Source organism: Paenibacillus mangrovi (assembly GCF_022898935.1).
GTDB classification, from domain to species: Bacteria; Bacillota; Bacilli; order Paenibacillales; family Paenibacillaceae; genus Paenibacillus_AQ; species Paenibacillus_AQ mangrovi.
Window position 1 is genome coordinate 165,570 of the sequence record NZ_JALIRP010000009.1, and the last position, 22,178, is coordinate 187,747.

The 22,178-nt window shown below is 46.6% G+C and carries 20 protein-coding genes; 17 read left to right on the forward strand and 3 right to left on the reverse strand.

Going from position 1 to position 22,178, the window contains the following annotated elements; genetic code table 11:
* Positions 1-2 precede the first annotated feature (2 nt).
* Genes MUG84_RS21015 through MUG84_RS21030 form a run of 4 tightly spaced genes read left to right on the forward strand, consistent with a single transcriptional unit; the run spans position 3 to position 4,016 of the window.
* A complete protein-coding gene (locus MUG84_RS21015) occupies positions 3-911 on the forward strand; it encodes a carbohydrate ABC transporter permease (RefSeq protein WP_244728549.1) in 909 nt (302 codons plus the stop codon).
* 21 nt (positions 912-932) lie between these two features.
* Positions 933-1,901, forward strand: a complete 969-nt coding sequence (locus MUG84_RS21020; RefSeq protein WP_244728551.1) for a BadF/BadG/BcrA/BcrD ATPase family protein — start codon at positions 933-935, stop codon at positions 1,899-1,901.
* Between the two features lie 58 nt (positions 1,902-1,959).
* Complete coding sequence (locus MUG84_RS21025) at positions 1,960-2,688, forward strand: sugar isomerase domain-containing protein (RefSeq protein ID WP_244728553.1); 729 nt, start codon at positions 1,960-1,962, stop codon at positions 2,686-2,688.
* Between the two features lie 59 nt (positions 2,689-2,747).
* Positions 2,748-4,016 carry an MFS transporter gene (locus tag MUG84_RS21030; protein ID WP_244728556.1) on the forward strand — a complete coding sequence of 423 codons (1,269 nt, stop codon included), beginning with the start codon at positions 2,748-2,750 and terminating at the stop codon, positions 4,014-4,016.
* A gap of 158 nt (positions 4,017-4,174) precedes the next feature.
* On the opposite strand, the gene MUG84_RS21035 is transcribed toward MUG84_RS21030, so the two are convergent.
* Positions 4,175-4,618, reverse strand: coding sequence for a GyrI-like domain-containing protein (locus MUG84_RS21035; protein WP_244728558.1), 444 nt, complete (start codon positions 4,616-4,618; stop codon positions 4,175-4,177).
* A 185-nt stretch (positions 4,619-4,803) separates the two neighbouring features.
* Between MUG84_RS21035 and MUG84_RS21040 the strand changes: the two genes are divergently transcribed.
* Together MUG84_RS21040 and MUG84_RS21045 are read left to right on the forward strand one after the other, a co-directional pair.
* Positions 4,804-5,856: a LacI family DNA-binding transcriptional regulator gene (locus MUG84_RS21040; protein ID WP_342346137.1), complete on the forward strand. Its 1,053-nt coding sequence runs from the start codon at positions 4,804-4,806 to the stop codon at positions 5,854-5,856.
* A 243-nt stretch (positions 5,857-6,099) separates the two neighbouring features.
* Positions 6,100-7,374, forward strand: a complete 1,275-nt coding sequence (locus MUG84_RS21045) for a Gfo/Idh/MocA family protein (RefSeq protein WP_244728562.1) — start codon at positions 6,100-6,102, stop codon at positions 7,372-7,374.
* 61 nt (positions 7,375-7,435) lie between these two features.
* Here the strand turns inward: MUG84_RS21045 and MUG84_RS21050 are convergent, their stop codons facing one another.
* Positions 7,436-8,260 carry a stalk domain-containing protein gene (locus tag MUG84_RS21050; RefSeq protein WP_244728564.1) on the reverse strand — a complete coding sequence of 275 codons (825 nt, stop codon included), beginning with the start codon at positions 8,258-8,260 and terminating at the stop codon, positions 7,436-7,438.
* Between the two features lie 248 nt (positions 8,261-8,508).
* On the opposite strand from MUG84_RS21050, the gene MUG84_RS21055 reads away from it, so the two are divergent.
* The 11 genes from MUG84_RS21055 (at position 8,509) to MUG84_RS21105 (ending at position 21,975) form a co-directional block, all read left to right on the forward strand.
* Positions 8,509-10,047, forward strand: a complete 1,539-nt coding sequence (locus tag MUG84_RS21055) for a response regulator transcription factor (RefSeq protein ID WP_244728566.1) — start codon at positions 8,509-8,511, stop codon at positions 10,045-10,047.
* Positions 10,044-11,750: a sensor histidine kinase gene (locus MUG84_RS21060; RefSeq protein ID WP_244728569.1), complete on the forward strand. Its 1,707-nt coding sequence runs from the start codon at positions 10,044-10,046 to the stop codon at positions 11,748-11,750. The genes MUG84_RS21055 and MUG84_RS21060 overlap by 4 nt, the downstream gene beginning before the upstream one ends.
* A 120-nt stretch (positions 11,751-11,870) precedes the next feature.
* Positions 11,871-12,785 (forward strand): ABC transporter permease, encoded by a 915-nt coding sequence (locus tag MUG84_RS21065; RefSeq protein WP_244728572.1) that lies wholly within the window; start codon positions 11,871-11,873, stop codon positions 12,783-12,785.
* A 25-nt stretch (positions 12,786-12,810) separates the two neighbouring features.
* The gene (locus MUG84_RS21070) at positions 12,811-13,707 is read left to right on the forward strand and encodes a carbohydrate ABC transporter permease (protein WP_244728574.1); all 897 of its coding nucleotides are present in this window, start codon (positions 12,811-12,813) and stop codon (positions 13,705-13,707) included.
* A 44-nt stretch (positions 13,708-13,751) separates the two neighbouring features.
* On the forward strand, positions 13,752-15,347 hold the full coding sequence (locus MUG84_RS21075) for an extracellular solute-binding protein (protein WP_244728576.1): 1,596 nt from the start codon (positions 13,752-13,754) through the stop codon (positions 15,345-15,347).
* A gap of 98 nt (positions 15,348-15,445) precedes the next feature.
* Positions 15,446-17,845, forward strand: coding sequence for a hypothetical protein (locus tag MUG84_RS21080; protein ID WP_244728578.1), 2,400 nt, complete (start codon positions 15,446-15,448; stop codon positions 17,843-17,845).
* Between the two features lie 198 nt (positions 17,846-18,043).
* On the forward strand, positions 18,044-18,559 hold the full coding sequence (locus tag MUG84_RS21085) for a DUF4241 domain-containing protein (protein ID WP_244728580.1): 516 nt from the start codon (positions 18,044-18,046) through the stop codon (positions 18,557-18,559).
* Positions 18,560-18,659: 100 nt separating this feature from the next.
* A complete protein-coding gene (locus tag MUG84_RS21090; protein ID WP_244728583.1) occupies positions 18,660-20,054 on the forward strand; it encodes an MATE family efflux transporter in 1,395 nt (464 codons plus the stop codon).
* 357 nt (positions 20,055-20,411) lie between these two features.
* Positions 20,412-20,801: a hypothetical protein gene (locus tag MUG84_RS21095; protein WP_244728586.1), complete on the forward strand. Its 390-nt coding sequence runs from the start codon at positions 20,412-20,414 to the stop codon at positions 20,799-20,801.
* A gap of 91 nt (positions 20,802-20,892) precedes the next feature.
* The gene (locus tag MUG84_RS21100) at positions 20,893-21,498 is read left to right on the forward strand and encodes a class I SAM-dependent methyltransferase (RefSeq protein ID WP_244728588.1); all 606 of its coding nucleotides are present in this window, start codon (positions 20,893-20,895) and stop codon (positions 21,496-21,498) included.
* A gap of 81 nt (positions 21,499-21,579) precedes the next feature.
* Positions 21,580-21,975, forward strand: a complete 396-nt coding sequence (locus MUG84_RS21105; protein ID WP_244728590.1) for a DUF2500 domain-containing protein — start codon at positions 21,580-21,582, stop codon at positions 21,973-21,975.
* Positions 21,976-22,084: 109 nt separating this feature from the next.
* On the opposite strand, the gene MUG84_RS21110 is transcribed toward MUG84_RS21105, so the two are convergent.
* Positions 22,085-22,178: IS3 family transposase (locus tag MUG84_RS21110; RefSeq protein WP_244723193.1), on the reverse strand; the 94-nt coding region annotated here is incomplete at its 5' end.

Below are 22,178 nucleotides of genomic sequence, written 5' to 3' on the forward strand. Positions count from 1 at the left end.
CGATGAAGCGCGGTTTTAAACGTACCAAGGAAGATTACATCATAGACGGCGTTGTGTATACGATTTTGATATTGGTCATGATCGTAACCATCTATCCGTTCTATTACTCATTCATCATTTCATTGAATAACGGGATCGATGCTTCGCGAGGCGGTATCTTTTTGTGGCCACGGGTGTTTTCCTGGGATAATTACGCAGCGGTGTTTTCCAATGAGCAGCTGATCAAAGCGTATGGAGTTACGATCACCAGAACGTTAGTAGGTACCGTATGCAGCGTCACCTTTACGGCGTTGGTTGCTTACAGCCTGGCCCATAAAGACCTGATGTTCAAAAATGTTTATTTTCTGATATTGATCGTTGCCATGTATTTTTCCGGCGGCTTGATTCCTTACTTCATTCTGATCAAAAAGCTGCATCTGATGAACACGTTTGCTGTGTATATTATCCCGGATTTATTAAGCGTTTTTAATGTAATCATCATGATGACGTTCTTTCGGGAACTGCCAGAGGCGCTTAAAGAGTCCGCAAGGATCGACGGGGCAAGCGATATGCGAACCTTTTTTAAGATTATGGTACCGATCTCCGCGCCCGTATTCGCAACCATCGCCCTGTTTAATGGTGTACACCACTGGAATGCCTGGTTCGATTCGGCCTATTTTGTGACGGACAAAAATTTAAAGACGGTGTCGTTCCAGTTAATGGAACTCATTAACAAAGCGAATCTGACGGCTGTCACAGGTACTAATGTAGCGGATGCGCAGCGCAGCGCGACGTATGCAGCTCAAACGTTTACAGCAGAGTCGATTCGTATGGCCACGATGATCACCGTTGTTGTGCCCATTATTTGCGTATATCCTTTCCTGCAAAAATATTTTGTGAAAGGCATCATGGTAGGTTCTGTGAAGGGTTAGCGATAGAAAGAGGGTGACCCGGTGAGATACAGCCTGAGCGTTGACGGTGGCGGGACAAAAATCATTGCCGTTCTGTTTGATCAAGAGTTGAATTGTCTGGCTGTAGGCAAAAGTGGTCCCATTAATCCTAACTTCACGAAGCTTGAATCCGTCGAGGCTAATATGAATGCTTGCATTCAGGAATGTCTGGCGGATCGGGCCAATCTCATGCTGGACGCGGTTTATGTAGCGATGCCTGGTCCAGTAGAGCTGCTGACTCAAATCATCAGGAGATATGCGGGTGTTGCGGAGGTGCACACTTTTAGTGAAGGGTGTATGTGCTTGTTGGCAGGGATTCAGCGGCAGCAGGGGGTTGTAGCTTTGGCGGGTACGGGTTCCGGGGTGTTCGGGGTGAAGCATGAGATGGAGACTCATCTTGGCGGATGGGGGAGTCACCTTGGTGATGAGGGCAGCGGATATGATGTAGGTAGGCAGGGGATTGCGGCTGCCATTCAGAGTTTTGAGGGCCGGGGACCGTGTACCATGATGGAAAATATGATTATGGAAGAATGGAATCTGGGGCAGATGGGAGATATCATCCCTGTTATTTACGGCACCAGCAGTACACGTGAAGTCATTGCTTCCTGCTCCATACTTGTATCAAGGGCGGCCAGGAAAGGGGATCTGGTGGCACAACATATTTTCGCTGCAGCAGGAGAGAGCTTGGCCAGCCAGGTCATCGCCCTGATGAGGCGTGATGCATTTGACGAGAGAACTTCGATCATGGCAGCAGGAAGTGTATGGAATGGGCATCCTCTTATGTTTGATAGATTTAAGGAGGTCCTTATCACCCAGTTTCCCGGTGTGACAGTGGCTCTGCCATTGTTTGAGCCTGTCATGGGTGGTGTCGTACGGGAAGCCATGAACTTGGAATCGGCTGATCGGATGAATGAGGCGATCGTGCAGCGTTTAATCACCGAATTTCATCCATTTCTTTATCATACTAAATAATATATATAGGCTATAAGATGCAAACTTATCGCTAACCTATGATATGGAGGGGAAGAAGATGAGAAGTCAGTACTTTCAGAAACTAAACCATCTGATCGGTAAAATTGAAGAAACTCAAAACGATGCCATGGGGCAAGCGGCAAAAGTGATTGCAGATGCGATGGCGGCCGGGAAATGCGTGCATCTTTTTGACACGGGCCATATGCTCGATAGCGAACTCATCAACCGTGCAGGCGGACTAACCGCTTTTCGGGCTCTGCGTTTTCAGTTTGATGTGAATAACGAGGTACGAGAGCGTGAGGAAGAAAAACAAAAGGATCGCAATATGGAAGGATTAATAAATCATGTGCTACGTGCAAGCCGGCTTCTTCCGGGGGATGTGCTGATCGTCGGCAGCGTATCAGGTAAAACGGTCTTTCCTGTAGATATAGCGATTCATGCGAAGCAAATGGGAGCATATGTGATTGGCATAACGAGCGTCGCCTATTCCTCACAGCTCATAAGTGATCATTCGAGCGGCAACAAATTATTCGAGGTTGCCGACCTCGTCATCGATAATTGCGCGCCGCCGCTTGATGCGATGCTGGAGGTACCAGGCTTGGATGTATCCATATGTCCGGCTTCGGGCATTGCAGCTGCCTCCATCATGTGGGCGATTGAGGCAGAAGTGGTGGAGCTTTTGATGAAACGCAATATCAAGCCGTCGATATTGAAATCCATCAATTTCCCGGGCAGCGCAGAATACAATGAAGAGGCTTATAAGACCTATGCCGAAACATCATGCTAACACAACAATAGCGTAGCGCATTTCTAAGAAAGAATACTTTCTACTGTGGGGAATACCGGATGCATGCGATGCTAAACGGATTAAGGCGAACCCTTGCCGTTCGCCGGGCGGAATCCGCGGTTCGCAAAGGGCTGCGCGTGTCGCTGATGGAAGGGATTCCGGCCAATATATTGGCCAATCTTCTAGGCGGGCCTCTTCAGACTATTTATTTGACCTATTTGGGGTTTACGGCTTTTCAAATCGGGATCGTACTCGCCATACCGCCGATCGCTCTTCTAATCCAAATCGTCGTGGCCATTGCCATGCAGAAGAGGCAAAACCGCAGGTACTATATGACTCTGCTGGGCGTATCGCATCGCGTTTTATGGGTAGGAACGGGGATGATCCCGCTGATCTTTAAACAGGATGCGTGGGTACCGGTTTATATCGTGGTATGGCTGTTGTCCTTTTTGAGCGCACAGGCCTGCGGCGTCATTTTTGCATCTATTATGGCAGATTTTGTACCTCCTAAGATCCGGGGTAAATATTTTGGAATACGCAATATGGTCCATTGGGCCGTCGTTTGCATCACGCTTCTGCTGGGCGGACAGATCATGGAATGGCTGCCGGGCGCACAGGGATTCGCCGTATTGTTCGGAATCAGTGCTCTGTGCATTATATGGAACGGATGGCATCTTGCACATTATCCCAACCCTCCGTTCCAGACGTCCATGAATGGAAGTTCATTTCGCATGTTACTCAGGCCCTTTTCCGATCGGCGTTTCATCGCAGCAACCTTGTTTATTTCCTGTTTCATTCTAGTCCAAAACGTTGTGATCCCTTTATTTTCGTACGTGATGCTTGAGATCATGAATCTTGGCACAAGCACGGTGACCCTCATCGTAATGCTGCAAAATCTCGTCATGATGGTCAGTTATTACTATTGGGGAATACTGAACAGCAAATATGCAACCAATACGCTGCTCTTATGGACTTTCCCGCTGATTTCGATCTCCTGCGCTATGTGGCTTGGGATGTCCGTTCTTTCGCTGCTGCCCGTATTGATCCTTGTCCATATCTTTCTAGGGTTCGCGCTGGCGGGATATAATCTGCTTGCGTTTAATTTCCTGATCGGCGATTCGCCGAAATCGGAAAGGCCCATGTACATTTCGGTATTCTCCGCTTTTACGGGAATTGCCGGCTTTATCGGACCGATGCTCGGGGGATGGCTCTACAATGAGGCCGAGGATGCTCCACTTTGGCTTCAGCAATATGGAATGACCACCATAGCGGGTATCTTGATGCTGTTAATGTCGCTGGTGGTGGCGCCGTTTATATTTAGAAGGTGATTATGGTCAAATCAATGGATTGTCATTAAACATAGCAATGGTGAAACCAGTTGCAACATCAGGAAGATGCCTCAGAAACGGCTTCTTCCTGATTCCATTTCAGGGAGTGCATGCGTGTGAACACGGCAAAGTGTTCGAGGAACCGTTTCTTTAGTCCATCAAATGAGGTTATAGAAAATCTCCGTCTCCAGTTTGGATTCATCTTCATGCCAATGACCATACATCTCCATCAGGGGAAGCCCATGCTGTTCTCCGGCGGCTTGGACAAGTGCTCGAATGCTCTGATAAGTTGTATCCAATTCGCTGTATGGCCCGATGTGTTTGCCATAGGCATATTTTTCGAAAACGACGTCTTTCTTCTTCAAGATGGAATCTTCCTTAAGAGGAGTCATTAGTTCAATCCCGGCAAACACCAAATTTCCCTGATCATAGACGACGTGATTGATACCCCTATGCGAGAGTTCTTTGCTGCGTACTTCTCTCCAGACCTGGTCAAACAATTCGAAAATCGTCTCACTGTACGGCTTGCCCGGATCGTGAGCTTTGGAACACCCGAACAAGGTAAACGCCTTTCTTTCCTTCCTGATCACCGGCTCCATCATATCATCCTCCTTTTCCCGCGTAGCGGAAGAATGGTTTGATGATTACTTCGGCTTACCCGATCCAATTTCCTACTATAAGTTCACGGTTATTCCTACCACTCCATCACAACACGACTTTCATCCAAATTATATGGTATGATCAAAGCATCGAATCATGTTTGGAGCCAAATTGGTGCAGAGGGATGGTGGACATTTTGACAAAACTTAGAGATATAGCTGAGCGGGTAGGCGTGTCAATATCAACGGTTTCACGTGCAATCAGCAATGATAAGAACCGCCCGGTGAATGAAGAAACGAAGCGAAAAATAATGGATGCAGCCATCGAACTTGGATACCAGTTAAATGGAAAATACAATCTATCTGGCTACCATAAGGATACGCAGTTAAAGCAGATTGCCTGCTTTATTCCGCAGATGCTCATAGATGACCATCCTTATTTTTCTCAGGTTTTGGCGGGAATCCATGATCAAATGAATGAGCTTGGACAGCTGCATGCCATTGTGCGCACTTCGGATGAGATTGGCGGCTCCGAAGGGATTAAAGCTTTCATCACGGAAACAGGCGTTCAAGGGGTAGTCGCGATCGGTTGGTACGATGAAGAACTGTTCAAGCTTCTGGATCGAATGAACATTCCTTTGCTTGGGGTTAGCTTGAATGATGATAGACTTGCCATTCCGGTCGTAGATTGCGATCGTATTTTTTCTGCGCGGACTGCTGTTCGGCATTTGATCGATCAAGGGCATACGAGAATCGGTTTTATCGGTGGGCCGGCATATTCGAAAGACATGGACCATGACGAACGCTTCATGGGGTACAAATTTGCTATGCTCGAAAAAAACCTTGCTCTACCCGAGGAATGGATCATAGATACCAATTGGAACGTAAATAACAGCTACAACATGTTGTCGGAGCTGTTGTTAAGGCATCCGAAATCGGAGTGGCCGACAGCGTTCTTTTGTGCGAGCGATTTGCTGGCGATACCTGCGATGAGAGCTGTTGTAGAAAAGAACGGACGTATTCCACAGGATGTTGCCTTTGTAGGTATGGATGATATTTCGGTTGCACAATATACAAGCCCGCCCCTTACTTCTGTACGTGTTCCTAAATATGAAATTGGGAAGGTAGCGGCTCAGTTTATGGCCAATTATTTGGACGGGCAGTATCCATCTATACCCAAAGTTTTGCTGCCATGCAGCCTGATCGTGAGGGAATCTTCTACTTTCGATCGAAATCAATAAATATATGTTTTCATCCAAAATATATCCAAAAATAACGTTTGACAATCCAAAAGTTTCTGTATTAACATGAATATAGGCGAAAAATTTGGAGGTTGACTCCAAAAAAAGAAAAATATACTCCGAATACAGCTGGATTTTTATTTTTTTATTGTTATGATAGCGGTTTCACGCATCCAAACGTTCATCCAAATTTTCATTATATAAGATTCTATCAAAAATCGTTTAGAAAGGTAGGAAGCTTACATGAAAAAAACGACTGCTGTATTAATAGGAGCAGGAGACAGAGGGGCACGTGCGTATGCACCTTTTGCGATTCAAAATCCACACGAACTTGAAATTGTTGCCGTTGCAGATCCAAATGCGGAGAGACGACAAAAGGTCATGGTGCAGCATCATATTTCGGAGGACAATGGTTTCGAGTCTTGGGAAGAGCTGCTAGATGGTACGCAAAGAGCAGATATTGCCATCGTTTGTACAATGGATCAAATGCATTTGGAGCCGACGATTGCCGCGTTAAAGGCAGGCTACCATGTTCTTCTTGAAAAGCCGATGTCTCCGGACCCGCTTGAATGTATTGAAATGGAAAGGGTGGCTCGGGAGCAGAATCGACTGCTGACCATTTGCCACGTGTTACGGTACACCGAATTTTGGTCCAACATTAAAAAGATGATTCAAGAAGGACAAATCGGGGAAGTCGCTTCGGTACAATTGAATGAAAATGTTGAATACATGCATATGTCGCATAGTTTTGTTCGCGGCAATTGGAAGAACAAAGAACAATCGAGCCCGATGATCCTGCAAAAATCTTGCCATGATATGGATATTTTATCCTGGATTATTGATAAACCTTGCTTGCGAGTCAGCTCTTACGGTTCGTTAATGCATTTTAAAGAGAGCAACGCTCCAGAGGGTGCGCCAGAGCGCTGTTTGGATGGTTGTCCTGCAGAGAACGACTGCCCGTTCCATGCCGGAAGATATTATCTGGGTGAAGGCAAAGGCTGGGCGAAGAAGTTTACCGAGGATCATACCAATGAAGGAATTATTTCCGCTCTGAACACGACCGATTACGGGAAATGTGTATACAGATCGAATAATAACGTGGTTGATCATCAAGTCGTAAATATGGAATTTGAAGGCGGGACGACGGCTACATTCAGCATGTGTGGTTTTACTAGAGAACAGACAAGAATCGTTCAGATTATGGGGACGAAGGGAGAGATTCGCGGGAATATGGAAGACAATAGCATCTCCCTGTATAACTTCCTTACGAAGCATGAAACCATTATTCGTCTAAGCGAGCCTGTTGGCGGACATGGCGGAGGGGATGCGAAGATTATGAGAAGCTTCCTAAATGAAGTCAGAAGTTACGACGAGGGCGTGTCCAGCCTATCTTCGGCTAGTGTGTCTTTACGCAGCCATTTAATGGCTTTTGCTGCAGAAGAATCTCGCTTGCAAAAAGGCAAGTCGATCGAACTGGACGAATTTTACCGAGAGATCGCTTTTTCAAGCGTGAAATAAGTGGAAAAGCGAGAATCCACAGCATTTGCTGTGGATTCTTTGTTTCTTCAGATGTCAAACTCTAGAAGTTAATTGTATCTAATCTATAAACCGTTTCTTGATATGGAACGGAGTAAGTCATATAAAGGTAAATGGTTGAAAAGGCATCGAAGCCTTTGACGTCAAGCGAGTAATTGATAAATGCAGTCAAATCCAGCTTATTGGTGTTATCCACTTTCACATCGCTTACTGTAGCTTTTTGAACAGCATTATTCCATGCGGTTAACGTATCTTGCTTATTGGCGCTGCGAATGCCTGCGATATTTTTATGGATGCCTTCTTTGGACGGGTTAGGACCACTCCAGTAATGATCGTATTGGACTTTATCTACGATGGATGCTGAGATGATGGCGTCGATGTCGGAGTAATCTTGTGTCGCAACGGCTTTTGCATAGGCTTTAAATGTTTTTAAGGCTTGAGCTTTGTTATCTTCCGCAGCTTTTTTCATGTCGACATTTTTATCCAGTACTTTCGAAAATCCGCTTGATGAAGAAGTTGAAGGAGGTGTTGTGCTGCCGGAGTTACCCTTGTTTGCATTCTGATCTCCAGTACCTGAAGTGATGCTAACTACTTGCCGATTCGGATCCCATTTTACAGATGCGCCAAGAGCTTCCGCTACGGCCCTAGCGGGTACATAGTTCGATCCTTTATAAACGATGGGATATGTAGCGTTTGCGCCGCTGCCTAAGTTCACGTTCTTGCCATCCACTTCAATGCGGATACCGGCATTTTGGTAGGCTTCGATCTTCTTCAGCGTGGAACCGGCATAAGCGACGGCGCCAACGGTTGAGAATAGTAGTACTACAGAAGTTACTGCTAAGACTTTTCGTGTGAAAAATTTCTTCATTTCATTTACTCTCTCCTTAGATTATGTAGAATAAAGACAGTATTTTGGAGAAATATGTCTTAATTTAGTATTGTACCACTAAGATATATGATTAGGAATAATTTTCATATAAAGTCCTCATTTCATGAAGAGAATAGAGAGAAATGTCGCTGTTATGCAATAAGCCCATTTGTGTTAGAATTGTTTCAAATTTTACTTATGTAAACGCTTTATATGTAATTATATTTGGATATAAGGTGGTGCAAGAAATGCTGAAGATGCTCGTTGTTGACGACGACAAGTTTGAACGGGACGGTGTCCGGTTTTTAGTAGAGAAATATGGATTTGATCTGGAAATTGTCGAAACGGGAAGCGGTGAAGGAGCGATTTCCTATCTGGATCGCCATGACGTCGATATTTTGCTGTCCGATATCCGGATGAAGGGAATGGACGGACTGCAGCTTGCGGAGAAAGTACGGGAATCCGGGCGTCCCATCAAGGTTATTTTCATGAGCGCCTACGGAGAATTCGAATATGCCCAGCGGGCCATCAGCTTGGAGGCGGTGCACTATTTGCTGAAGCCGGTTCAGGTTGGCGAGTTCATCAAGGTATTGTCCAATGTGATTCAGCAGTGTGAACAGGAGCGGCTGCTTAAGGAGAAGCAGGAACGGATGCAGGAAGCTTATTTGAAGGAGGTTCGATACGAGAAGCAGAAGATACTCGCGGGCCTCATTCTAGGGCAAAACCTGGAGGAGGCAGTGACGGTGCCGATCAGCAGTATATGCGGCTACTCCTTGATCCGAATGCTGATGCTGACTTCGCGCAGCCGTCTGTTCGACCGGGATGATTTTGAAGCGAAATTGGCGAAGGCGGTGGACCGTGGGTTTGAATTGATTCATTTGAATGAGTTCCAGGGGCTGCTTCTCGTTGAAGCGGCCGTGGATGAGCCGGTGCAGGTATATACGGAGCTGGGTCAGGATATCATCAACCGACTCAAGGAGGATTACGGCCAGAACATGATGGTAGCTGTTAGTGGTCCGATTGATGAGGCCAATCAGCTGTTTAAGGCGTATCAGGAGCTGGAGCCAGTCATGGAGATTGCTTTTTTTCTCGAGGAAGGAACGGTGCTGCAGGCAAACCGGATGATCCTGACGGGGGAAGGCGATATGATGGCTTCGGTTAATGATGCAATGGAGGAAATCAAGCAGTATGTCCAGCTAAGCCGCTGGAGTATTGTCAGACTGCGATTCGAGCAACTGTTCGACACCGTGCAGAACTGCAATCAGCTCTCCGTCGTCTACATCAAATATGTATGTATGGAGATCGTCAGATCGATCTTTGACGTGACTTCACTCAATAAACCCGGCTTGTTCAAGAAGGAGCTTGAGAAAATCAATAACGCTACCAGATTATACGATCTGCGTGGAGTGATGCAGGCCATTTTGGATGAGCTTATACCCTCCGTTGAAGGTTATAGGGACGGGATGCCGAGGGCGATCGAGGAGGTCGTTCGGATGATACATACCAAGTACCAAACCGATCTATCGCTGGAATGGCTGGCGAAGCAGGTCTATTTATCACCAAGCTACTTAAGCTATTTGTTCAAAAAGGAAAAAGGGATCAGTATCAACAAATTCATCACCATGTACCGAATGGGGAAGGCCAAGGAGATGCTGCTGACGACGAACCGCAAAATTATCGATATCAGCCAGGATGTTGGATACAGCAATTTCCCCTATTTCAGTTCGCTGTTCAAAAGTCATTACGGCGTATCGCCGTCACAATACCGGGAGATGTGTGAGCCATGAGACGGGAGCGTCTTTGGCTATTTGACCGGATGCGATTCAAGCATAAGCTGTTCGTATCTTATTTGACGGTGATCATTATTCCGATTCTGGTACTAGGGCTGTACGCCTATCATCAATCCAAGCAAATGTTGGAGTACCAGGGGCTGCAGGGGATTGAAAAGAACGCGGGTACAATCACGGCAAGCATCGAGAACTCGCTGGAACGATACAATCACTCGATACGATCCATTATTTATAATGCTACCTTTGAGAAAATTGTGACGAACGACTATATCGATCTCGTTAATCTGTCTCGCGATCTGAACGGCTACCTGACGCCGTATTTTAACATGATGAAGAACATGGACCCGAACATTGAACAGATCACGTTTTACACCCAAAGCTCCGTTCCGGAATACGGCGATGCTCTTCTCTCTGCTTCACGGGTAAGCCAGGAGCGGTGGTACAATGATGCCCTTCTGGCTGCCCCGATCCGGAATCAATGGTTTTACGACGACGGATTGATCGTTACTGCGCAGTTCCCAAGATTCAATACGATTGGAAATACGAACCTCGTCTATATGAGGATCAATTCAAGGGATTTGTTTCATTTTCCGAATACACTGCAGGATTATGCTATTTTCATTGCCGATGAGAATCATCGCCTGATCTATGCCAATCCGAATGCCAACCAGCATCAAGGTCTGCTGTCCGGCGATTTGCTGAATGAAAACGGGGGGATGATCAGGAGCGGGCAAACCTCATTTTTTCTGGTCAAGAAGGAGATCCAGCAGACGAATTGGACCTTCTATTGCTTTGTTCCCTCGAAGAAGGTATCCGAGGGTGCCGGCTCAATTATCAGTGTCACCATGGGCTTGATTCTGCTCTGTATTGCGGGGCTGCTCGTCATTATTTATATTTTCTCCAGAACGATGATCCGGCGTATTTATGCTCTCAACTCCATGATGAAGCGGGTAGAGATGGGGGATTTGAGCCTTCGGGTGACAAGCTCGTCCAGAGACGAGATCGGAGAGATGACAAACCGGTTCGGACGGATGCTGATTAGGCTGAATGAGCTGATTGACGAATCCTACCGCAGCAAAATTGTGCAAAAGGAAGCGGAGCTGAGAGCTTTACAGTGGCAAATCAATCCACATTTTTTGTACAATACGCTGTCTTTCATCAACTGGAGGGCGATAAAAAGCGAATCTCATGAGATCAGTGACGTGGTAACCTCTCTTTCGAAGTTTTACCGTACGGCGCTTAACCGGGGGAACAACATTACTTCTATAAGGGACGAGCTCGAAAATATGAAGTCCTATGTGGACATTATCCAGATCATGCGTGACTACAGCTTTGACGTGAAATATGAAATTGAGGAAGAGGTATACGGTTACCAAACGATCCATCTGATTCTCCAGCCGCTTGTTGAGAATGCGATCCTCCATGGCATTGACCAGAAGGAGGCGGGGCACGGCCTGCTGACAGTGAGCGCGAGAATAAGCGACAATACGATTGTCTTTGCCGTGGAAGATAACGGGCCGGGAATGCCGCCGGATACGGCTGAGAGGATTCTGACGGTGCATTCCACCGGCTACGGGCTCAAAAATGTGAATGACCGAATACAGCTTCTGTTCGGGCCGGAGTACGGGATTTCAGTTAGCAGCCAGCTCGGACTAGGCACGATCATGACCATCACCGTTCCACAATATCGAAGTTCGTAAAAAACTGAATCATTTCCAAAATATTTGATAATTTCTTTATTTTGGGCCTCTGCTATAGTTTTCACTATAGAAAGGGGTGATGACAATGAAAGAATCGTGTACATCCAAGGTGCAGAACACATGCTGACTAAAGAAACCAGAAAGAAGATCAAGCAGTACCGTGTCTTGCTACTGATGATGATTCCGGCGGTTATTTATTACATCATTTTCAACTATGCTCCGATGTACGGTGTACTGCTGGCTTTCAAGGATTTCAAGATTACTCAGGGAATTTTGGGAAGTCCTTGGGTCGGATTCAAGCATTTCGAAATGGTATTTGAAGATCCCTACTTCTACACGGTATTACGTAACACACTCATTATCAGTATATATAAGCTTCTCTTTGGTTTTCCTGTTCCGATTCTGTTTGCCTTATTGCTGAGCGAGATGCCCGGTATGAAATTCAAACGGTTGGTACAGACGGTATCGTATTTACCGCATTTTATCTCCTGGGTTGTATTAGGTGGCATTTTCTTTACCATCTTCTCGCTTGAGGGTCCGGTCAATATGATCGTGCACCTGTTCGGCGGGGAGCAGGCGCTCTTTCTAGCAGATGACCGGTATTTCCGGACGATTCTGGTTGTTACGAGCATCTTTCAAGGTTTTGGCTGGGGCTCGATCATTTATTTCGCAGCATTATCGAATATTGATCCCCAACTGCATGAGGCGGCCGTCATGGATGGCGCTGGACGCTTTCAACGAATGTTCCACATATCCATTCCTATGCTTGCTCCTGTAATCGCTATCATGCTCATCCTGTCCATGTCAGGAATACTGGATGCCGGATTCGATCAAATCTTCAATATGTACAATGTCAAAGTGTATAACGTAGCGGACATTATCGACACCTATGTGTACCGCAAAGGTCTGGTTGAAATGAACTACAGTTATGCTACAGCCGTAGGATTATTTAAATCGGTAATCGCTTTGCTCTTGATTATTACCGTCAATACTGTAGTGAAGCGCCTAGGTGGGAAGGAGCACGCATTATGGTAGAGTTTCTAACGAAGGAGCGGTCGGTATGATTAACATCAAGAAGACAGCAGGGGACAAAGTGGTGGATGCCCTGCTGTATATGATCATGCTGCTGATCATGATTGCTACGCTGTATCCGTTCTGGACTCAAATTGTCATTTCCCTTGACGGAGCAGATACGGAAGGAACCGCTTATGCCACGGGCCTGGTTCTCTTCCCCAAGCAATGGACATTCGAAAGCTACAAACTGGCTATGGAGTTCGATGAACTGTGGAGAGGGTACTGGAATACCATTGTCCGTACAACCGTAGGCGTCGTTCTATCCGTATTTTTCACGGCGGTCTCCTCCTACCCGCTGGCCAAAAAGGATTTGCCTTTCAATCGGATGCTGACTAGCTTCATCTTGTTCACGATGCTGTTCGGCGGCGGCTTGATCCCTACTTACCTCATCATCAAGGAACTTCATATGCTGAACACGATATGGGTGCTTGTCATCCCCGGTATGATTGGATCATTTAACGTACTGATTATGCGAAATTTCTTTAGATCTATTCCACATGAACTAGAAGAATCGGCTAGAGTCGATGGCGCCGGTTATCTTCGAATATTCGCTCAAATCGTCATTCCTCTATCCAAACCGGTACTTGCAACCATTGCTCTGTGGGTTGGGGTCGGGCATTGGAATGCCTGGTTCGACAGTATGATCTATATTTCAGATCCGCACAAGCAGGTACTGCAAATTGTATTGCGCAAAATCATCATACAGAACGATATGACAGATATCAATAATGTGATCCAGAATATAGGCAAGGAGACGATCTTCTCTGGCAGACAGCTGCAGGCGACGGTCGTCATGCTTTCCATTATTCCGATGCTAGTGGTGTATCCGTTTATTCAGAAATATTTCGTTAAGGGCGTTATGATCGGCGCCATTAAAGGTTGAATGCTTTCATTTTTGAAAACGATCTCAAGAAAGGGATGATTGAATTGAAGAGAAGCTGGTTGAACGGAATATTGGCAGGAGCCCTGTTTATCTCGGTCCTGTCGGCCTGCAGCAAGACGGATTCCACCAAAGGAGCCGATGCCGGCAGTACCTCGGAGAACGGAACCAAGGCCGAGGAGAAGACGAAGCTGACATTCTGGAATTTGGATGATGCGACAACCACGAATTCACCCGTTGTTGAGAAGCTGAAACAGGATTACAACGTCGATATGGATTTTATCAGTTCGTCAAGAGATGCAATGAAAGAAAAGCTGAACCTGATGATCGCTTCCAACGATATCCCTGACTGGTGGAAGGAACCGAACTTTACCGATTACGACAAGCTGATACAGCAAGGCGTTGCGGCTGAAATTCCGCAGAATCTTATTGAACAGTATATGCCGAAATACGTTGCATGGCTGAAAAGATATCTGGGCGACGATCCCTTCAAATATGTAAGAAGAGACGACAAAATCTATGGGCTGCCGGTCATATGGGATATTGGAATCGACGGCCTCCAGCTTGCCTTCCGCAGCGACTGGATGAAGAAGGTTGGTATCACGAAAACGCCGGAAACGCTGGAGGAAATGGAAGCAGCGCTTACCAAATTCCGCAATGATGACCCGGACGGCAACGGCAAAAAGGACACCTATGGCATCACCGCTTCGGGGGATAATATCGAAACGATGTTCAGCTCCGTCTTTGGCGCTTTTGATGCTTATCCGAATATTTTCCGGGAAAAAGACGGCAAGATTGTCCGTGGCGAGATTGAGCCGGGAGCCAAAGAGGCGCTTACCGTGCTGAACCGCTGGTACAAGAATGAATTGATCGATCCTGAGTTTGTCGTTAACAAAGGGAGTAACGTTGAGGATAAAGTGCTAGCCGACAAGATCGGTGCCATAGAGTTCTACTGGTGGGCATTTCTTCCAGGAAACGCTTTCCTGGGCGGCGAGCAATGGTATGATAAGCTCAAAAAGAAGCATCCTGATTTTAACTTTGATACGGTTGGCGGCGTCAAGGGTCCGGATGGCAGTTACGGCATTTCGCAATATAATCCGGCTTACGCGTCTGGCGTCATGTTCGGCAAGCAGCTGGCACAGGATCAAAACAAGATGATCAAATATATGCAGGTATTTGAAGCTACGGAGTTTGATCCGTCTACGTATGAGCTGATGAACTTTGGTGTGGAAGGTAAGCACTGGAAGAAGAGTGATAAAGGTACTATAGATTTCATCTCGCCGTACGATGATGAAAAAGAACGTAAAAAAGCGGGGATCGGCGGTTTCTCCTTGCCGGGCTCTTTCAACGATTACAATTTCCAAACCACCTATACGTCGGATCAAGACATGCGCAAATTAGCGCAAGATACCCGGGCGAAAGGTACACAAGTGATCGATATTCTATCACCGTTCAACAAGCCGGTATACAACGATTATCAGGATAAACTGAAGCAGTTCACGCTTACCACCTACATCGACTTTATTACGGGCCGCAAATCTCTCGATGAATTCGATAAATTTGTTGCTGAGTGGAAGAAGATGGGCGGAGACAAAGTGCTGGAAGAAGCTCAAAAAGTATATGATGAAAATTTAAAGAAATAACCTGATAGCAAAGAGGGAGGCCTTATTCTGGCGTTAGTTGAAGAGGGCCTCCTTTCATTTCCTGAAACGATAGAGGTCTTTAAGGAGGAAACGGAGACATGCTTAATATACAGGCTGGATCGATGTCCATTCGAATAAGCGATACAGGGGAAATAACAGCACTTTCGGATGCAGGAGGCGAGAAACGGTATGTGAGCACAGCGTACAAATCGCCGCTCATTCGTCTTGCGACCGGGCAGCAGTTGGAAGAGCCTTCAGCGGCAAAATATCATGCGGCGTCAGGGGAGTTGACGCTGAATTATCCTAGTGGCGCTATAGTGACAGTTGCCACAGCAAGCAGGGAGCGCTATGCAACCTTTGAGGTGATCCGTATCGACGGCGCAGACCCGGATACCTTGATCTGGGGGCCGATCGTCATGACGATTGACTCATCGATTGGTGAATCGGTAGGAGTTGTTCAAGGCGGTGATTTCGCTATCGGGATGCAGGCACTGAATTTGAAAACGGTTGGGGGCTGGCCAGCGGAGCTTCAAAGGATGGAATATGTCCAGCCGACCTATGCCGCCTGCGACGATGCGGATTCCGGCGGACGGCAGCTGTCCGACAACAAGTTCGACTACGAAGTGTGTACGGCATGGCCCATTGTCAGGGGCGGGAGCCTGCTGCAGTCATTCGCCCGCAACCGGACTAAACCAGCGCATCGTCCGGTATGGAATTTGCCGGATGCAGAAGTTGAGGGCATGGACGGCGATGACGCCCGCATTCCAGGCACTAAAATCGCTTTATTCGGCTGTCCGGTTGATCAAGTGCTGGCGACGATTGAAGCGGTTGAGCTTGGAGAAGGGCTGCCTCATCCGGAATTTGACGGTGCCTGGGGGAAGACGTCGCCCGCGGCTACCCGGTCTTATTTGATTACCGATTTTTCTGAGAAGACGATGGAGGTGGCCGTCCGGTATACCCGCCAGGCCGGTTTGAACTATGTATACCATCCTGATCCGTTTGAGAATTGGGGGCATTTCAAGCTGAAGCCCAAGTATTTCCAAGGCGGGGACCAAAGCTTGAAGCGTTGTGTTGAACTGGCGGAGAAAGAAGGGGTGCATGTTGGCATTCATACCTTGTCCAACTTCACGACGCTGAACGATCCTTATGTTTCTCCCGTTCCTGATGCAGGTCTGGAAAAGGTCGGCACTGCGAAGCTGACAGCATCGATTGGATCTTTGGACCAGGAGATCGGGATCGAAGATCCTCGCCCGTTTACAGCCAGTTTGTTCCGGCATACGGCTATGATGGATAAGGAACTCATCGAGTATGACGGCGTTTCGGAGAGTGCGCCCTGGAAGCTGACAGGCGTCAAACGCGGCATGCACGGAACCGCCCCGGCCCCGCATCAGGCGGGAACGGAAATCGGCCGTTTATGGGATCATCCGTATGATGTTGTGTTCCCGAATATCCGGCTGCAGGACCGATTCAGCGAACGAATCAGCGGACTTATGTCCGAGGCTGGACTAAAGCAAATTTCGTTTGACGGTTTGGAAGGCTTGTATGCCACGGGACAGGACGGCTACGGCGTCAATCGGTTTGTGAATATGTGCTATGAACGTTGGGGCAGCGAGGTCATCAATGATGCGAGCATCGTTGTGCCCAATTATTTATGGCATATATTTACCCGCTTCAACTGGGGCGAACCGTGGGGCGCCCACACCCGCGAAGGCCAGCTTGAACTGAGGCTCAGCAACCAGCGCTATTTCGCACGAAATTTCATTCCGCCTATGCTGGGCTGGTTCCTGATCCGTTCTGCTTCGGAACGCTTTGAAGCGACTACGCTGGATGAAATTGAATGGGTGCTGTCCAAAGCGGCGGGATTCAACGCCGGCTTCTCACTGGTGGCCGACATGGCTGTACTTGAGCGTAACGGCAATATCAATGTGTTGCTGGAAAGCGTGCGCGTCTGGGAGGAAGCTCGGCATGCGAAGGCTTTTACTGCGGAGCAGCGTCAGCGGCTTTGCGATGCAAAAAGCGACTGGCATTTGGAGGAAGCAGGAACGGGGAGATGGAATCTGTATCCGATTGCTATCTCGAGGCCGTTCATTTGCAGCCCGGATGAGCTGCAACCCGGTCAGCCGGGAGGCGCAGATTGGACCTTCTACAACAAGTATGCGGCTCAGTCGCTCCGTTTCTGCCTGCGCGTGATGCCGTCTTACGGCAATGAAGATGCTGCAGTGAAGCGTCCGACTTTCTATACGAACGGGACTTATATGACCTTTGAAACCGAAGTCGCGGCCAATGAGTACCTTGTCTGCGACGGCAGCCCCGAAGGCAAAATCTATGATCAGAACTGGAACCTGCTAAGAACCGTGGAAACATCCGCCGTAGTACCGACTGTAGCTGCCGGCGGACAGACGTTGTCGTTCAGCTGCAAATTCGAGGGTGATCCCAAGCCAGTTGTCAGTGTCAAAGTGTTCACTCGGGGTGAACCGGAGAAGATCGAAGCGAAATAGCATGCAGTTGCAGAATTGGTCTCGCAGCGAAGTGGACCGCAAAAATAGCGGGCTGGTCAAGGATAAATCCTCAGGCCAGCCCCTTTTGCTATGCGCGGCATGTAGTATCCACTTATTTTGCATAGCTTTTTTGAGGATAAGATGAATCACACATGATAAAATAGGATTAATCTTACTTATATATTTGGAGGCATTCTCATGATGATTCAGCTAGGCAATTTTGAAGTGAATTCCGGCCAATTGGTTGTAGCCGATCCTTGTTATGATTTAAATACCGAAACCATTATTATGGGTGTGTTAGATTCTGTGTTGAATGGCTCTTGGGTGGGTCAAGTAGAGAAAGTTGAAGTCAGAGACTGGGGCGAAGCATGCTCCAAATTAACGGCTTACCATCATTCCGTCGCTGAACAAGAGGCGTCTTTGGAATGGGTGAAATGCCCATTTATTGTTGGTGTGGATAGTGGACAAGCAGGGATTTTTGACATCCAAAAATATAGAATTCCTGATGCCGATGCTAAAGACATAGGCTCGGATACAGATAGTGAATGGTATTACGCCTGCTGCGATATGACCGAGAGTGGGGAAGAAGCGGGTGTTCTGGATGGAGGCGTGGTTTCACGCACAGGTATGGGAGACGGAGCCTACGGGGTATATATGGCCATGAACGGGGAGAAACAGATTGTTGGTGTGAAAATTGTGTTTATCAAGATGTAAGTCAGATACGATCGAAAAAAATGTTTCCATCACGTCCCATCCGCCGAAACCATGCTATAATAGTGTACGCATTTAATTACACTGAAAAAGAGATGATGACTTGGGTACACCAGCTCCCTATTATAAACAAAAAACGAAAACGTTTCTGAATAAGTACTTCACTGGAAGTAAGCTTGATTATAAGCAAATTATCGCGATCATCATTCCGATATTTGTGGATCAAGCTTTTATTATTTTAATGAGTCTAATGAACACGGCGATGATTTCCTCCTCGGGCGTAGCGGCTGTGAGTGCAGTCAGTATGGTGGATTCGCTGAATATTTTCTTAGTCAATGTCTTTATTGCTGTGGCGACCGGAGGAACGGTCATTGTTGCGCAGTATAAAGGAAGCGGGAATCAGGAGATGGTATCGAAGGCTGCGGGGCAGGCCATTACGGCGGTTGCGGTGCTGTCCGTGCTCCTGAGCGTGAGTGTGATTGCTTTTCATACGCCGGTGCTGAACCTGTTATTCGGGCAGGCGGATGCTGATGTGTTCCAGAATGCCCGGATTTATCTGATCGGAAGTTGTATTTCTTATCCGTTCATCGGGATTTTTCAAGCGGTCACCGGTGCATTAAGGGGTGTAGGGGAGACCAAGGCTTGTCTGGGGCTTTCGCTGATCCTGAATGTGACCTATATGCTGCTGAATATCCTGTTCATTACTGTATTCGACATGGGCGTTAAGGGACTGATTATATCCTTAATCACAGCGAGAGTGCTCGGGATGGCGGTGTCGCTGTTTTATATGATCCGAATGAATCATTCCATGCAGTACCGGATCAAAAATGCGCTGAAGATCGATTTTTCCATCCTCAAAAAAATTATGGTCATCGGCATTCCCTTTGCGGCGGAGCAGATGTTCTTTAACGGCGGCAAGCTGCTGACGCAAACTTTCATCGTGCAGCTGGGGACGCTTGCGATTACGGTGAACGCCATCAGCGGTTCGATATCGATGCTGTTCCAGATCGGGGGCAGTGCGCTGAGCATCGCCGTGGTGACGGTTGTCGGCCAATGTATCGGCAATGGGAGCATTATGGACGCCAGAAAGTTCACTAAGTCCTTTCTCGGGTTGTCCACGGCCTTTTTCATATTCATTGCAGCGGTGATTTTGCCATTGTTCCCGTATATCGTTAACCTGTTTTCGCCACCGGCTGAAATTATTCCAGATATCTTTAATCTTACGCTTCTCATCGCGATTACGCAGCCGCTTTTCTGGTCCGTAAGTTTTGTTTTGCCTTCGGCACTCCGTGCAGCGGGGGACTCGAACTTTACCTCGCTGACATCTCTGCTCTCAATGTGGGTGCTGCGCGTTATTTTGGGCTATGTGCTTGCGATTCCGCTAAAATTCGGCATTATGGGTGTGTGGGTCGCGATGGTCACCGAATGGGGCGTGCGCGGAGCTATTTTCTGGTGGCGGTTCAGGGGAGATAAATGGTATAGACGGAAGTTGATATAGAAATGAAGTGAATAGGTGGCATTAATCGTGATTGCCCCCTTGGAATTGGCATTGGAATCCTTTAAGGAAGTCTTGTGCCATCCAAGGGTGCATTTTTTTTTGGGATCAAGGAGGGAGCAGCAGCCCACTACATTGTTCACATATAGTAGGAGTAAAGTCCAATATTTGTTTGTTTTTCCATTATTGAGTGTCAATGAGTGGATTATTTGTGTATGATTTTGAGAAAGAAGTTAGGATTCGGGTAGTTCAGCTCTCGGTCTCAACCTAACTTATCGCCAAATTAGGAGGGCTATTCAGCTTTATCATAATATTTCATTGATCAATGGGATTAAATACAACGAGATGTGGAGGGACTTTATGAAAAATCCGGTAGTAGGAATGATTGCTGTATTATCGGCTATTACCTTGCTGGTGGGTTGTAGCCAGGCGAAGTCGAAATTAGATGGAGTTTGGACAATTACCTCTGGTTCCCAATCGGAAGGTTGTTTTTCCAGAATCCATTTTGATAAAATTTCCAAAACTGATTTTATAACTATTGATGAACCAACTGAGAACTTCACCCAAGTATGGTTTGGGACATATGAGAAGGAAGAAAACGATATTCGGGTTACACTCCGCGATCCCGTAGCAGATCCCTTCATGATGGCTGTCGACCGCAATGAAGACGAATTAAAGGTTCAATACGAATGGAAATCGAAAAAATATGTCTGCTCGTACCAGCCTGAAGTAAGTTCCGGAAAATACTAACAAAGGACAGCAGCTGCGCTGCAGCCTGGTCAAAAGATCAAGAAGATCAAAGAATTATTGGTTGAGAATAAATTTAAAAGGAGGTAGTCACATGACGAACTGGGATGAACATTATATAAGTGGAAATTTTACAAACTGGGATCTTCCATATCCATCGCAAGAGTTGGTCGCTTTTATTGCTACTATGACCTTCCCGAGGAAGAAGGTAGCTTTGGATGTTGGATGCGGGGCTGGTCGAGAAGCCATATTTCTTGCCCAACAAGGTTGGGATGTAATTGGGGTGGATATAAGCACCGAGGCTCTTAGAATCGCTGCTGAACGGGCAAAGGAGGTTGGAGTGGAAGTTGACTGGCGCCAAGGGGATATCCTGAACTTACCAGTGGAGAATAAATTCATAGACTTTGTAAATGATCGCGGTTGCTTTCATTCGATTGGTGAAGAAAACCGGGATCAATATGTCAATGAGATTGCTCGTATTCTCAAACCTGGTGGGATGATGCTACTTCGAGGTTGTCGTGACGAGGAAGAAGATGGACATTTTGTTCTCGTGACTGAAACATCGGTTGATCGATACTTTAGCCAATATTTTGATCGAGGCCCGGTGCTTCCGTTACAAATGGTCACAGGTCGTGGTTATAACCATGAAGGAATGAAAGGAAACCTAGTAATATTGAAGAAAAACCAAAAATATCTTTGATGGGGTTCGTAGATACAACAACGTTACACGAAATTATTGCAAGGGCTATAAAAATCACAAATAGTAAGAGGGGAGACTACGATGGACAATTTTGGTGGACCACCTAGTTTTTTTGCTTTTCTACTAGAAGTTCCTCCGTTTTTCCTAACCTATAAAGGATTAATTCTTATATTCGTAATCTGTGTATTTGCTTACGTCATAATAAAAGTACTATCAACCTGGATTTCAAATAATGCATCGGAGATAACACAGAAGAGATGTAAGGTTACAGATAAACGAACTCAAGTATGGGGCGGATCAAATGATATCAGTACAAGTACAAATTATTACATAACATTTGAGTTTGAAGATAATACCCGAAAAGAACTATATGTAGGAGACAAACACTATGGATTAATTTCAATTGGTGATCAAGGCGAATTAACTTATCAAGGAACCAGATTTAAAGGGTTTATAAGGATGACAGATAATCAGTAAAGTAGGCGATTTCACAAGGTTATATGAAGCGGGAGGAAGACATCTAAAGTTAAAAATAAAAGGAACCACAATCTCTTGAAGTGACCCCAAAAAGTTAGACATTATATAGTTAGGCCACCTCTAACGCATGAGTTCGGTACTGTACCGGGCTCATGCGTTTTAGTTTTGCCTTTATTCGTTTGTGGTTGTAATAGTGGATATAT